General features: G+C 66.0%; 13 protein-coding genes. All 13 read left to right on the forward strand.

Annotated elements, in window-relative coordinates:
* Positions 1-9 precede the first annotated feature (9 nt).
* Positions 10-438: an organic hydroperoxide resistance protein gene (locus tag IEX43_RS03930; RefSeq protein WP_188809177.1), complete on the forward strand. Its 429-nt coding sequence runs from the start codon at positions 10-12 to the stop codon at positions 436-438.
* Positions 435-1,445: an NADP-dependent oxidoreductase gene (locus IEX43_RS03935; RefSeq protein ID WP_188809178.1), complete on the forward strand. Its 1,011-nt coding sequence runs from the start codon at positions 435-437 to the stop codon at positions 1,443-1,445. Before IEX43_RS03930 ends, IEX43_RS03935 begins: the two co-directional genes overlap by 4 nt.
* Before the next feature lie 255 nt (positions 1,446-1,700).
* Positions 1,701-2,810 (forward strand): BMP family lipoprotein, encoded by a 1,110-nt coding sequence (locus IEX43_RS03940; RefSeq protein ID WP_425566370.1) that lies wholly within the window; start codon positions 1,701-1,703, stop codon positions 2,808-2,810.
* Between the two features lie 177 nt (positions 2,811-2,987).
* Positions 2,988-4,574 (forward strand): ABC transporter ATP-binding protein, encoded by a 1,587-nt coding sequence (locus IEX43_RS03945; RefSeq protein WP_188809179.1) that lies wholly within the window; start codon positions 2,988-2,990, stop codon positions 4,572-4,574.
* Positions 4,567-5,940, forward strand: a complete 1,374-nt coding sequence (locus IEX43_RS03950) for an ABC transporter permease (RefSeq protein WP_188809180.1) — start codon at positions 4,567-4,569, stop codon at positions 5,938-5,940. Before IEX43_RS03945 ends, IEX43_RS03950 begins: the two co-directional genes overlap by 8 nt.
* On the forward strand, positions 5,937-7,262 hold the full coding sequence (locus IEX43_RS03955; RefSeq protein WP_188809181.1) for an ABC transporter permease: 1,326 nt from the start codon (positions 5,937-5,939) through the stop codon (positions 7,260-7,262). The genes IEX43_RS03950 and IEX43_RS03955 overlap by 4 nt, the downstream gene beginning before the upstream one ends.
* Positions 7,263-7,266: 4 nt before the next feature.
* The gene (locus tag IEX43_RS03960) at positions 7,267-7,710 is read left to right on the forward strand and encodes a cytidine deaminase (RefSeq protein ID WP_268238346.1); all 444 of its coding nucleotides are present in this window, start codon (positions 7,267-7,269) and stop codon (positions 7,708-7,710) included.
* The gene (locus tag IEX43_RS03965) at positions 7,707-9,050 is read left to right on the forward strand and encodes a thymidine phosphorylase (protein WP_229666307.1); all 1,344 of its coding nucleotides are present in this window, start codon (positions 7,707-7,709) and stop codon (positions 9,048-9,050) included. Before IEX43_RS03960 ends, IEX43_RS03965 begins: the two co-directional genes overlap by 4 nt.
* Before the next feature lie 6 nt (positions 9,051-9,056).
* Positions 9,057-9,686, forward strand: coding sequence for a DedA family protein (locus IEX43_RS03970; protein ID WP_188809182.1), 630 nt, complete (start codon positions 9,057-9,059; stop codon positions 9,684-9,686).
* A gap of 124 nt (positions 9,687-9,810) precedes the next feature.
* Positions 9,811-10,539 (forward strand): DedA family protein, encoded by a 729-nt coding sequence (locus tag IEX43_RS03975; RefSeq protein ID WP_104185400.1) that lies wholly within the window; start codon positions 9,811-9,813, stop codon positions 10,537-10,539.
* 39 nt (positions 10,540-10,578) lie between these two features.
* Positions 10,579-11,709 (forward strand): adenosine deaminase, encoded by a 1,131-nt coding sequence (locus IEX43_RS03980; protein WP_188809183.1) that lies wholly within the window; start codon positions 10,579-10,581, stop codon positions 11,707-11,709.
* Positions 11,702-12,427: a MazG nucleotide pyrophosphohydrolase domain-containing protein gene (locus IEX43_RS03985; RefSeq protein WP_377102729.1), complete on the forward strand. Its 726-nt coding sequence runs from the start codon at positions 11,702-11,704 to the stop codon at positions 12,425-12,427. Before IEX43_RS03980 ends, IEX43_RS03985 begins: the two co-directional genes overlap by 8 nt.
* Positions 12,428-12,560: 133 nt before the next feature.
* Positions 12,561-13,841 carry a phosphopyruvate hydratase gene (gene eno / locus IEX43_RS03990; protein ID WP_188809184.1) on the forward strand — a complete coding sequence of 427 codons (1,281 nt, stop codon included), beginning with the start codon at positions 12,561-12,563 and terminating at the stop codon, positions 13,839-13,841.
* The last annotated feature ends 138 nt before the right edge of the window (positions 13,842-13,979 follow it).

Raw genomic sequence — 13,979 nt, forward strand, 5'->3', positions numbered from 1 at the left:
ATACAACCCGTGAAAACTCTTTACACTGCCGAGGCCCTCGCCTCGGGCGAAGGACGCGACGGCACCGCGCGGACCAATGACGGCAAGCTGGACGTCACCCTGTCCAGTCCCGTCGAACTTGGCGGAAACGGCCAGGGAACCAACCCTGAGCAGCTCTTCGCCGCCGGATATGCGGCCTGCTTCCACTCGGCCCTCCGGCTGGTAGGCCGCAAGGAACGGGCCGACCTGACCGACTCCGCCGTAGCCGCGAAGGTCCACCTGGGCCAGCTGGACGGCGCCGGCTTTGGGCTTGCCGCGGAGCTGGAGATTGCGCTGCCCGCCCTGGACCTGGCCACCGCGGAGGCGCTGGTCGCCAAAGCCCACCAGATCTGCCCGTACTCCAACGCCACCCGAGGCAACATTCCCGTAGACATCAAGATCCTGGAGTTCGCCGCATGAGCCTCCCATCCGTAACCCGCGAAATCCAGCTGGCTTCCCGGCCCGTGGGCCGCCCCGTTCCCGAGAATTTCCGGCTGGCCGAGTCCTCGCTGCCGGAACTTGGCGACGGCCAGATCCTGGTCCGGAACCTGTTCATCTCCGTCGATCCCTACATGCGCGGCCGCATGAATGACGTGAAGTCCTACTCCGCCCCGTTCGCCCTGGATAAAGCGCTCGACGGCGGCGCGGTGGGCGAGGTGCTGGCGTCCCGCTCCGGGCAGCACAAGGAAGGGGACGTCGTCGTGCACGCCCTTGGCTGGCGGGAGCACGCTGTGGTTGAGGGGGCTGCGGCCACCACCGCCGACACCGGGCTGGCGCCGGCGTCCGCATTCCTGGGCGCCCTGGGCATGACCGGGCTCACGGCCTATGCAGGACTGCTGAAAGTTGCGGACTTCGCGCCGGGAGATGCGGTATTCGTCTCCGGGGCGGCCGGAGCCGTTGGCTCCCTGGTGGGCCAGATTGCCAAGGCCATGGGCGCTTCGCGCGTCATCGGCTCGGCAGGCTCGCCCGCCAAGGTGGCCCGGCTGCTGGAGCTCGGCTTTGACGCAGCCTTCGACTATCACGACGGCCCCGTGCGGGAGCAGCTGGAAAAGGCCGCGGGCCCAGGCGGAATCGACGTGTACTTCGACAACGTGGGCGGGGAACACCTTGAAGCCGCCCTGGCCGTCCTCAACGTGGGCGGACGCGTGGCCATGTGCGGCGCCATCGCCCAGTACAACTCCACCGAGCCGACCCCGGCGCCCCGCAACCTGATGCTCGCCATCGGCAAGCAGCTCACCCTTAAGGGGTTCCTGGTGGGCGGCCAGCGGCAGCACGCCGCGGAGTTCGCCGGGAAGATGGCGGGCTGGCTGGCCGACGGCATTGTCCGCTACGACGAGACCATCGTGGAGGGCCTGGACAACGCTCCGCAGGCCTTCATGGACCTCCTCGACGGTGCCAACACCGGAAAAATGCTGGTCCGGCTCTAAGCCTGACCGGCCCGCACAACCAGGAGGGGCACCGCTTTCACGCGGCGCCCCCTACTGGTTGGTAACAACTTGTAAACAATCTTCGGGATACCCTGCCGCCGTGCTACGGGCACGTGGCGCAGGCCACTAAAGTTGGTGCCATCAGTGCGCTCCGGCGCAGTGCTGCGTGCCCTCAGTGAAAACAGAATTTCAGTGCAGAAACGGACACTCATTGAATTCGAGCCGTAGCGCCTCTCTCTTCATCCTGGAGGAAAATTGAAGAACTCACTGCGTGCAAGTTTCAAGCGGGGTTCAATGGCCGGCGTGGCTACCCTCGGTGCTTCGGCGCTTCTGTTGACCGCCTGCGGCGCAGCACCCGAAGCCGGAAGCACCTCAACGGCGGAAGCCAGCGACTACACCGGCTGCATCGTCTCCGACTCCGGCGGGTTCGATGACCAGTCCTTCAACCAGTCCTCCTACGAAGGGCTGAAGAAGGCCGAGACCGACCTGGGCATCAAGGTCAACCAGGTCGAATCCAAAACTAACAACGACTTCGAGCCGAACCTGCGCGCCATGGTCAGCGCCGGCTGCGACCTCACCGTCACGGTGGGGTTCCTGCTGGGCGACGCCACCAAGGCCCAGGCCGAGGCCAACCCGGACAGCCACTTCGCGATTGTCGACTTCGGTTACGAGACGCCGATCGCCAACGTCAAGCCGATCATCTACGACACCGCCCAGGCCGCGTTCCTCGCCGGGTACCTCGCAGCCGGCACCACCAAGACCGGCACGGTTGCCACTTTCGGCGGCATCAAGCTTCCCACTGTCACGATCTTCATGGACGGCTACGCGGACGGCGTCAAGTACTACAACGAGCAGAAGGGCAAGGACGTCAAACTCCTTGGCTGGAACAAGGAAGCCCAGGACGGCAGCTTCACCGGCGACTTCGAGAAGCAGGACGTCGGCAAGCAGCTCACCCAGAACTTCCTGGACCAGGGCGCAGACATCGTGATGCCCGTAGCAGGTCCGGTGGGCAAGGGTGCCGGTTCCGCGCTCAAGGAAGCCAAGGCTGCCGGCAAGGACGTCAAGCTGATCTGGGTTGACTCCGATGGCTACCTCACTGCCCCCGACTACAAGGACATCATGCTGTCCTCCGTCATGAAGACCATGGGCGACGCCGTGGAGGCCGTGGTGAAGGATGACAAGGAAGGCAACTTCGACAACACCCCGTACGTGGGCACCCTGGAGAACGACGGCGTCCAGCTGGCACCGTTCCACGACCTCGACTCCCAGGTCCCCGCAGAACTGAAGTCCGAGCTTGAGCAGATCAAGAAGGACATCATCGACGGGAAACTGAAGGTCGAATCCGAGGCAAGCCCGAAGGCCTGATCCCTGCCTGAGCGCCACCCCCGGCCGGTTACCGACTGGCCGGGCGGTGGCGCTTTTTGCTGGCTGCCCCGCACCGGACCGTAGCCCGCCTATACCAGGACTGCACCCACTAGGCTGGTGCTGCAGCCACATATCCCGTCCGGTCGATCACTGGACGCATCGAGATTGGTCAGAGTTTTGAAACTTGAACTCAGAGGGATCACTAAACGCTTCGGCACCCTGCTTGCCAACGACCACATCGACGTGGTGGTTGAGCCCGGACAGATCCACTGTCTCCTGGGTGAAAACGGGGCCGGCAAATCCACCCTCATGAACGTGCTGTACGGCCTTTATGAACCGTCCGAGGGCGAGATCCTCGTCGACGGCAAGCCCGTCTCCTTCCGAGGGCCCGGTGACGCCATGGAGGCGGGCATCGGCATGGTCCACCAGCACTTCATGCTGGTCCCCGTCTTCACCGTCGCGGAGAACGTGGCCCTCGGCGCGGAGCCCACCAAGGCCGCCGGCTTCCTCAACCTGGACGAGACGCGCCGCCGGATCAAGGAAATTTCCGATCAGTACGGCTTCGACGTTGAGCCGGACGCCCTGGTGGAGGACCTGCCCGTGGGCGTCCAGCAGCGGGTGGAAATCATCAAGGCACTGGTCCGCAACGCCAAAGTCCTCATCCTCGACGAACCCACGGCCGTCCTGACACCCCAGGAAACCGACGAACTGCTGGACATCATGCGGCAGCTCAAGTCCGGCGGGACGTCCATCGTCTTCATCTCGCACAAGCTGCGGGAAGTCAAGGCAGTTTCGGACACCATTACCGTGATCCGGCGCGGCAAGGTGGTGGGGACGGCTGACCCGGCTGCTTCCACCACCGAACTGGCGTCCATGATGGTTGGCCGCGCCGTCAGCCTCACCCTGGACAAGGCCCCGGCACAGCCCAAGGAGAAGACGTTCGAGGTCCGGGACCTCACCGTCATCGCCCCCAACGGCCAGCACGTCGTGGACGGTCTCAGCTTTGACATTGCCCGCGGGGAAATCCTTGCGGTAGCCGGCGTGCAGGGCAACGGCCAGACGGAACTGACGGAGGCGATCCTCGGCCTCCAGGAACGCGTCCACGGTTCCATCCTGCTGGACGGGCAGGAGCTCCTGGGCCGCACCGTCAAAGAGGTACTGAATGCCGGCGTCGGATTCGTCCCCGAAGACCGCTCCGTGGACGGCCTGATCGGCACCTTCTCCATCGCGGAGAACCTGATCCTGGACCGGTACGACCAACCTCCCTTCGCCAAGGGCATCAGCATGAGTCCTGCCAGGGTGCTGGAGAACGCCAAGACCCGGATTGAAGAGTTCGATGTCCGGACCCCGTCGGGTGCACTTGCCGCCGGAACACTGTCCGGCGGCAACCAGCAGAAAGTGGTGATGGCCCGCGAGCTGTCCCGCCCGCTGCGCCTGTTCATTGCCTCCCAGCCCACCCGCGGCGTGGATGTGGGATCCATCGAGTTCCTGCACAAACGGATTGTGGCAGAACGGGACCAGGGCACGCCGGTGATGATCATCTCCACCGAACTGGACGAGGTTATGGAACTGGCTGACCGGATCGCCGTGCTCTACAAGGGCAAACTCGTGGGTGTGGTCCCGGCCGGAACCAGCCGCGACGTCCTGGGCCTCATGATGGCCGGCATCCCGCCGGAGGAACATGTCCACACCACCCAGGCCGGAAAGGCCGCGGACACCACCACCATCAGCACCTCCGACGCCGAAGGAGGCGACCATGTCTGAAAAGCACCCACCCAAACACGCCGGAGGCGAGCCCGCCGGCCGGGCGCAGGAGCCCACCCCCGCGTCCGAGGAAACCGCCGCGCTCGTATCCGTTGATACCGCCGGCGGCGCCATGGAACCGTCGGCGGTCCCTGCAACGGCCCAGAGCGGCCAGCTCCCGGGCGGTCCCGACACCCTGCTCCGGAAAATCTTTACCGGCAGCGGCATGGTCTCGGTCCTTGCGGTCCTGCTGGCCCTCATCATCGGCGGGCTGCTGATCGCCAGCACGGACAGGCAGGTTGCCACCACGGCCACCTACTTCTTCGCCCGGCCCACCGATTTCCTGGCGGCCGTCTGGAACGCGGCCACACGGTCCTATATTGCCCTGTTCCAGGGCTCGGTCTTCAATCCGCGGGGCAACGGTGTGGCAGCCCAGTTCGCGCCCTTCATGGAAACCCTCACCATCGCCACGCCACTCATCACGGCCGGCCTGGGCGTTGCCCTGGCCTTCCGCGCGGGTCTTTTCAACATCGGTGCACAGGGCCAGATCATCGTGGCCGGCATCCTGGCCGCCTGGGTGGGGTTCGCGCTCGACCTGCCGATGGGCCTGCACCTGCTCCTGGTCCTGGTGGCCGGCATCATCGGCGGTGCCTTCTGGGGCGGACTCGTCGGCGTCCTCAAAGCCCGCACCGGCGCGCACGAGGTCATCCTGACCATTATGTTCAACTACATCGCGCTGTATTTCCTGCGGTACCTCCTGAACACTCCCGCCTTCCAGCGGCCGGGGGAGTCGAACCCCATCTCGCCCATCCTGGACCCCACCGCCGTCTATCCGCAGATCTTCGGCAGCCAGTACCGGCTCCACCTTGGCTTCCTCCTGGCCATAGCGGCCACCGTCCTGGTGTGGTGGCTCCTCAACCGCTCCACGGTGGGCTTCGAGTTCCGTGCCGTGGGGGCAAACCCCAAGGCAGCGCAGACTGCGGGCATCAACGTGTCCCGCTCCACCATCCTGGTCATGGCCCTTGCCGGCGGCCTCGCCGGCATGTCCGGCGTGGCACAGGTGGCGGGTACGGAGAAAGTCCTCACCGACGGTGTGGCCGCTACGTACGGCTTTGACGCCATCACGGTTGCCCTGCTGGGGCGCTCGACGCCGTGGGGCACTTTCGCGGCGGGCCTGCTGTTCGGTGCCTTCCGCGCCGGAGCGGTCCAGATGCAGATCCAGACCGGAACCCCTATCGACATTGTCCTGGTGGTCCAGTCCCTGATTGTCCTGTTTATTGCGGCTCCGCCGCTGGTCCGGGCCATCTTTGGCCTGAACCCCCGCCGCCGGAAGCCCGCCCGCCCGGCCAAGTCCCGCGAGGCAGCAACCACCGGAGGTGCAGCATGAGCACGACAGTATCCTCATCAAGGCCCGGCAACCCGCAGCCCGGAAACGCCGGCAAGGATGCTGCCGCCGCCACTGTCTCCGCCAAGCCGGTGGGTTGGAAGACGCCGGTTTTCCTGGCTGCCTTCGCGCTGATCGCCCTCGTGTTCTTCGGGCTGCTCGCACCCAACCAGACCGCAAGCTTCGGGATCTCCACGGGCAGCGACTTCTTCCAGCTGCCGGCCATCCAGGTGAACGCCTTCGCGGGCGGCCTGGTGCTGTCCATCCTCCTGCTGGGACTGGCGGCCTACGCCATCTACCTCAAGACCAGGGACAATCCCGTCCCGGGCTGGCTCACCGTGGCGTTTATCGTCCTGTTTGTGGCCGCGTTCCTCATCTGGGTGGTGGGCGGCGCCCGGACCCCCAGCATCTCCCTGGCCGGGCTCATCGCCGGTTCGGTCACCCTGGCCGTTCCGCTGGTGTTCGGATCACTGTCCGGCGTCCTCTGCGAACGGGTGGGCGTGGTGAACATCGCCATCGAGGGCCAGCTGCTGGGCGGAGCGTTCACCGCCGCGATCGTGGCCAGCATCACGCAGAACCCCTTCGTCGGGCTGCTCGCCGCCGCCGTGGCAGGTGCCGTGGTTTCCATGGTGCTGGCACTGTTCAGCATCAAGTACCTGGTCAACCAGATCATCGTCGGCGTGGTCCTGAACGTGCTGGTCTCCGGCGTGACAGGCTTCCTGTTCAGCACCGTGATGCAGGCCAACAAGGCGCAGTTCAACTCCCCGCCGGGGCTGGACATCATCGAGGTTCCCGTCTTGTCCAGCATCCCGGTCATCGGTCCCATCCTGTTCCGCCAGTCCCTGGTGGGCTACCTGATGTACATTGCCGTCCTGGTGGTCTGGGTGGGCCTCTTCAAGACCCGGTGGGGACTGCGCGTCCGGGCTGTCGGCGAGCATCCGCAGGCCGCGGACACCCTGGGCATCAACGTCAACGCCACCCGGTTCTGGAACGTCACCCTGGGCGGGGCAGTGGCCGGCATCGGCGGGTCCTTCTTCACACTGGTGGCCATCGACAGCTTCACCAAGGAGATTTCCGGCGGCCGCGGCTTTATTGCCCTGGCGGCCCTGATCTTTGGCCGGTGGAACCCGATCGGAGCCTTCTTCGCGGCGCTGCTGTTCGGATTCGCTGACAACCTGCAGAGCATCGTCACCATTATCGGCACGCCGGTTCCCAGCCAGTTCATGGCCATGCTCCCGTACCTGGTGACGGTCCTGGCGGTGGCGGGGCTGGTGGGCAAATCCAGGGGACCCGCGGCCAGCGGCATTCCGTATGTCAAGGGCTGACGGCGTGGACGGACCTGCAGAAGTGCGCGGCGCTACAGGCACTGACGAGGTGCAGCCGGTTGACTGGGAAGCATTGGAGGCAGCCGCCGTCGCGGCGATGCAGCACGCCTACGTTCCCTACTCGAAGTTCCCGGTGGGGGCCGCGGCCCTCACCGGCGACGGCCGGCTGGTCAGCGGCTGCAACGTGGAGAACGCCAGCTACGGCCTCACCCTCTGCGCCGAATGCGCGCTGGTGGGCAACCTGCACATGACCGGCGGCGGACTGCTCCGCGCGTTCTATTGCGTGGACGGGGACGGCAACATCCTGATGCCCTGCGGGCGCTGCCGGCAGCTGCTGTACGAGTTCCGCGCTCCGGACATGGAGCTCATGACCACCCAAGGCATCAAGACGATGGACCAGGTGTTGCCCGACGCCTTTGGTCCCCAACACCTGGAGGAAACACCGTGACTGACAAGGTGGCACAGACCCACGCAGTGGACAACATTGCCGAACCGTTCGACGCCGTCGACATCATCCGCGTAAAGCGGGACAAAGGTGCCCTGAGCCCGGAACAGATCGACTGGACCATCGACGCCTACACCCGCGGTGCGATCGCCGACGAGCAGATGGCGGCCCTGAACATGGCCATCCTGCTCAACGGCATGAACCGCACGGAGATTGCCCGCTGGACGGCGGCGATGATCGCCTCCGGCGAGCGGATGGACTTCTCCAGCCTGCGCAGGCCCGACGGCGGCCTGAAGTACACGTCGGACAAGCATTCAACGGGCGGTGTGGGGGACAAGATCACCCTGCCGCTCGCGCCCCTTGTGGCGGTCTTCGGGGTGGCTGTTCCGCAGCTCTCGGGCCGGGGGCTTGGCCACACCGGCGGCACGCTGGACAAGCTCGAGTCCATCCCGGGGTGGCGTGCTTCCCTCAGCAATGAAGAGATCCTGGCGCAGCTCCAGGACGTGGGCGCCGTGATCTGCGCCGCCGGTGCAGGCCTGGCGCCCGCTGACAAGAAGCTTTACGCGCTGCGGGATGTCACCGGCACCGTGGAGGCCATCCCCCTGATCGCCTCGTCCATCATGAGCAAGAAAATCGCTGAAGGGACCGGTTCGCTGGTCCTGGACGTCAAGGTGGGCAGCGGCGCGTTCATGAAGGATGAAGCCAGGGCACGCGAGCTTGCCGAGACCATGGTGGCGCTGGGCAAGGACGCGGGCGTGAACACCGTGGCGTTGCTCACCAACATGGACACCCCGCTGGGACTGACGGCGGGCAACGCCATCGAGGTTGAGGAGTCCGTGGAGGTGCTGGCCGGCGGCGGTCCCGACGACGTCGTGGAGCTGACCGTGCGGCTCGCCGAGGAGATGCTCGCCTGTGCGGGAGTTACCGACGCCGATCCCGCCGCCGCGCTCAAGGACGGCCGTGCCATGGACGTCTGGAACCGCATGATCGAAGCCCAGGGCGGCGACCCCCGGGCCAAGCTGCCCGTTGCCCGCGAGTCCGAGGTGGTGTACGCCCCGGCGGACGGGGTGCTCGTGGAACTGGACGCCCTCGCCGTCGGTGTCGCAGCCTGGCGCCTCGGGGCCGGACGTGCCCGGAAGGAGGACGCGGTCCAGGCAGGCGCCGGTGTCCGGATGCATGCCAAGCCCGGTGCCCTGGTCCGGGCGGGGGAGCCGCTGATGACCCTCCTCACGGACACCCCGGAGCGGTTTGCGCGGGCCAAGGAAGCGCTGGAACATGCAGTCGTCATTGCACCGGAGGGATCCAGGCCGGCACAGCGGTTGATCATCGACCGAATAGCATAGGGATCCATGCAGGCCATCAATGACTTCATCCTCGCCGCAGCCGGACAGCCCTGGGTGCTGTTCGTCGTCCTTGCGTGCTGCATCATTGACGGCTTCTTTCCGCCCATTCCCAGCGAATCGGTGGTGGTGGGCCTGTCCGCAGTCGCCGCCACCGCCGACGTTCCCAACCCCTGGCTGCTGATGCTGGTGGCCGCGCTTGGTGCCTTCTCGGGTGACAACATCGCCTACCTGATTGGCCGCCGGGTGGGTACCCGGCGCTGGTCGTGGATGCGCGGGCCACGGATGCAGAGCGCCTTCCGGTGGGCCGGCAGGGAACTGCGCAAGCGGCCGGCGTCGCTGATCCTGGTGGCGCGGTTCGTCCCGATCGGCAGGGTGGCGGTCAACCTCACCGCCGGCGTAACGCACTATCCGCACCTGCGTTTCGTGGGCCTGACACTTCTTTCAGCAACCCTCTGGGCCGGGTACTCGGTGGGGATCGGGCTGTTCTTCGGCCAATGGTTCGAGGACAACCACCTGCTGGGGGCGGTCATCGCCATTGTGTGCGCGGTGGCACTGGGGATCGTGGTGGACCTGGTCATCAACCGCGTTCGGCGGCGGCCGCCAATGGTGGAGCGGATGAAGGAACCCGAAGCGTAGGTGAAGCGTTGTTCCAGCAGGTGGGGGCGTAGCGAAGGCGCCCTGGCCATGGGACACTTAGACACGATTTCCGCCTGGCTGGGCCACCGACGGCCACGCCAAATTGCATAGGAGCAAGACCCGCGTGGAGTTTATTAATGAGGCCGTGCTCCATGCAGCGGGTCAGTGGTGGATCTACCCGCTCCTGCTGGTGTTCTTCTTCGTTGACGGCTTCGCCATGGTGGTCCCCAGCGAAACCCTGATCGTGGCACTGGCGGCCTTTTCCCGGCACAGTGGTGAACCGAACCTCTGGATCCTGGGCTTCACCGCCCTGGTTGGAGCCATCGCCGGGGACAACATGGCCTTCATGCTGGGCAGGCGCATCGGCCTGAAGCGGTGGAAATGGATGCGGCGCCCCAAAGTCCAGAAGGCCTTCAGTTGGGCCCGCTACGAGCTGGACAAGCGCGGCGCCGTGCTGATCTTCACCGCCCGCTACATTCCCTGGGGCCGGGTGGCCGTCAACTACGTTGCGGGCAGCACAGGATTCCCGCACCGCCGCTTCTTCCTGCTCGACGCTTTCGCCTGCATCACCTGGGTGGGCTACTCCATCGGCATTGGGCTCCTGGCCAGTTCATTTCCGTGGCTGCACCACAATCCGCTCCTCAGCGCCGGCATCGCGGTGGTCTTCGCTATCGTGCTGGGAGTCCTCCTGGACCATGTGCTCCGGCTGTGGCACAAGCACCTCGCCCGCAACGACGCCCAGGAGGTTGACGGGTGGCTCGACGGCGGCCCGGCCGGCGCCCGCGGCCCACAGAACGGCAGCGCGGCGCACTTTGCTTCCGCGGCCGGGGACGGCGAACCGGCAGCCAAGTAGCGGCTGGCTTTGGGCTCCTGCCCACCCTAAGGTGGGAACGTGACTGAGCCCATTGTTGACGCTGCCCCTGCCATCGATTTCGACCTGAAGAACTTGCCCAAGGTCTCCCTCCACGACCACCTGGACGGAGGACTGCGCCCGGCCACCATCATCGAGCTGGCGGAAGCCGTTGGGCACACGCTGCCTTCCACCGATCCCGTTGCGCTGGGCGAGTGGTTCCGCGAGTCCGCAAACTCGGGTTCGCTGGTCCGCTACCTGGAAACCTTTGACCACACCGTCGCCGTGATGCAGACCCACGAGGGGCTGTTCCGCGTGGCCAAGGAGTTCGTTGAGGACCTCGCTGACGACGGCGTGGTGTACGGCGAGGTGCGGTGGGCGCCCGAGCAGCATCTCCAGAAGGGCCTCTCACTGGATGAAGCCGTCGAGGCCGTGCAGGAAGGCCTTGAAGCCGGCGTCGAGGCCGTGGGGGAGGGCGGGCGCGAAATCCAGGTGGGCCAGCTCATCACCGCCATGCGCCACGCGGACCGCGGCCAGGAGATCGCCGAACTCGCCGTCCGCCACCGCAACAAGGGTGCCGTGGGCTTCGATATCGCCGGAGCCGAGGACGGCTTCCTTCCCTCCCGCTTCCGGGATGCCTTCACCTACCTTGCGCAGCACAACTTCCCCGCCACCGTCCACGCCGGCGAGGCCGCAGGGCTGGAGAGCATCCAGTCCGCGCTGGTGGACGGCCGCGCCCTCCGCCTGGGCCACGGCGTCCGGATCGCCGAGGACATCATGGTGGAGTTCGAGGACGACGCCGAGGACACGGTCGGCCTGGTGACGCTGGGGGACCTCTCCAGCTGGATCCGGGACCGCGGCATCGCCCTGGAAATCTGCCCGTCCTCCAACCTGCAGACCGGCGCTATTGCCGGCTTCGGCGAGGGTATCGAGAGCCACCCCCTGGACATGCTGTACCAGCTCGGCTTCAACGTCACCATCAACACCGACAACCGGCTGATGAGCGGCGTTACGCTGACGGACGAGTTCGACCTCCTGGTGGAAACCTTCGACTACGACCTCGACGACCTGCTGGAGCTGACCCTCAACGCGGCCGAAGCATCCTTCCTGCCGCTTGAGGAAAAGGAAGCCCTGGTGGAGTACATCAACGACGCCTACGCCAACCTTGGCTAGCCAGCCGGACGCGGGCAGCATCCCGGCAGGGGAGGTGCAGGAGCTTCTCTATGTGATTGCTGCCCTGCGGGAGCACTGCCCCTGGATGGGGGCGCTCACCCACGCATCCCTGGTGGAGTACCTTCTCGAAGAGGCCTTTGAAGTGGCCGAAACGATCGAGGCCGCCGCGCCCGCCGAAGAGCGGGACGCGGCCGGACCGGTGAATGCCCAGGGAATCGACGATGCCGAACTGCTGGGTGAGCTGGGCGACGTCCTGCTGCAGGTGGTGCTGCACGCCCGGCTCGCCGAGGAACGCGGCGCTTTCACGTTCGACGACGTCGCACGCGGCCTGAGTGCCAAAATGGTCCGCCGGAATCCCCACGTCTTCCGTCGCGACGGTTCCCTGCAGGACACGTTCCCCGCAACCGTGGAGGAAATCGTGCAGAAGTGGGACGCCGTGAAGCGCACCGAGCGCCCGGAACGGCAGGATCCGTTCGCGGGGATTCCCCAGGCGCTTCCGGCACTCGCCCGGGCACAAAAATCCATCGACCGGGCAGCACGGGCCGGAGTTGCCCTGCCGCCTGCCGTTCCCGTCCCCGGAACGGAAGAAGAGCTCGGGGAGCTGCTGCTCGCCGTCGTGCATTCCGCCCGGGCCAGCGGATTCGATGCGGAGCGTGCCCTGCGCGGCGCCGTCCGGCGCTACCAGCAGCGCGTCCCCCAGCAGCACCACCAGGGATAGCCGCGCCATCATGACGTCCGGGCGCTGGATAGGTTTCCGTAACCCGGACCACTCTCGACTACGCTGGTCTGTGACGAGTACGTCGAGTCTTTCTGTTAGATCCCCCCGTTAATCGCCCATAAGGAGCAAATTCATGGCGCTTATCGATGCCATCCACGCCCGCGAGATCCTCGATTCCCGCGGCAACCCGACCGTAGAAGTTGAGGTCCTGCTCTCCGACGGCCAGATCGGCCGCGCAGCAGTTCCCTCCGGTGCCTCCACCGGCGAGCACGAGGCCGTTGAACTGCGCGACGGCGACAAGGGTCGTTACCTCGGCAAGGGTGTCCAGAAGGCCGTTGACGCGATCATCGACCAGATCGCCCCGGCCCTGACCGGCTTCGACGCCACCGACCAGCGCAGCATCGACCAGGCCATGCTGGACCTGGACGGCACCCCGAACAAGGGCAAGCTGGGCGCCAACGCCATCCTGGGCGTGTCCCTGGCCGTTGCCAACGCAGCCGCCGCCTCCGCCGACCTGCCGCTGTACAAGTACCTCGGCGGCCCGAACGCCCACGTGCTGCCCGTCCCGCTGATGAACATCCTCAACGGTGGCAGCCACGCCGATTCCGACGTCGACATCCAGGAATTCATGGTTGTCCCGCTGGGTGCCGAGACCTTCTCCGAGGGCCTCCGCTGGGGCGTTGAGGTCTACCACGCCCTCAAGTCCGTCCTCAAGGAAAAGGGCCTCGCCACCGGCCTGGGCGACGAAGGCGGCTTCGCACCGAACCTGCCGTCCAACCGTGCGGCACTGGACCTCATCCAGGAAGCCATCAAGAACGCCGGCTACACCCCGGGCAAGGACATTGCCCTGGCACTGGACGTTGCCTCCTCCGAGTTCTTCACCGACGGTGCCTACCAGTTCGAAGGCAAGTCCCTGACTTCGGCCGAGATGAGCGCTTACTACGCCGAGCTCGTGGCCGACTACCCGCTGGTGTCCATCGAGGACCCGCTGGACGAGAACGACTGGGACGGCTGGAAGACCCTCACCGATTCCATCGGCGACAAGGTCCAGCTCGTTGGCGACGACCTGTTCGTCACCAACCCCGCCATCCTGCAGCGCGGCATCGATACCAAGACCGCCAACTCGCTGCTGGTCAAGGTCAACCAGATCGGCTCGCTGACCGAGACCCTGGACGCCGTCAGCCTGGCCCAGCGTGCCGGCTACACCACCATCACCTCGCACCGCTCCGGCGAAACCGAGGACACCACCATCGCCGACATCTCGGTGGCCACCAACGCCGGCCAGATCAAGACCGGCGCTCCGGCCCGCTCCGAGCGCGTCGCCAAGTACAACCAGCTGCTGCGCATCGAAGAGGAACTCGACGACGCCGCACGCTACGCCGGCCGCGCCGCCTTCCCGCGTTTCAAGGGCTAGTAGCCGCGCAAAACAATCAGCGGTGGCTATGGTTGAAAGACCATAGCCACCGTTGCTGTTTCAGCAGCACGTGTCATAGCAGTACGTGTTCCAGCCCCGATAGTGGCGGCCCAGGCAGGCTGCGCGTTTCAGGAGTGT

It is taken from the genome of Pseudarthrobacter polychromogenes (assembly GCF_014644495.1).
Taxonomy (GTDB): Bacteria; Actinomycetota; Actinomycetes; order Actinomycetales; family Micrococcaceae; genus Arthrobacter; species Arthrobacter polychromogenes.

Coding starts and splice junctions, on each gene's coding strand:
- IEX43_RS03950 (WP_188809180.1), top strand. CDS start 4,567: ATGTCTGAAAAGCACCCACCCAAACACGCCGGAGGCGAGCCCGCCGGC.
- IEX43_RS03955 (WP_188809181.1), top strand. CDS start 5,937: ATGAGCACGACAGTATCCTCATCAAGGCCCGGCAACCCGCAGCCCGGA.
- IEX43_RS03935 (WP_188809178.1), top strand. CDS start 435: ATGAGCCTCCCATCCGTAACCCGCGAAATCCAGCTGGCTTCCCGGCCC.
- IEX43_RS03970 (WP_188809182.1), top strand. CDS start 9,057: ATGCAGGCCATCAATGACTTCATCCTCGCCGCAGCCGGACAGCCCTGG.
- eno (WP_188809184.1), top strand. CDS start 12,561: ATGGCGCTTATCGATGCCATCCACGCCCGCGAGATCCTCGATTCCCGC.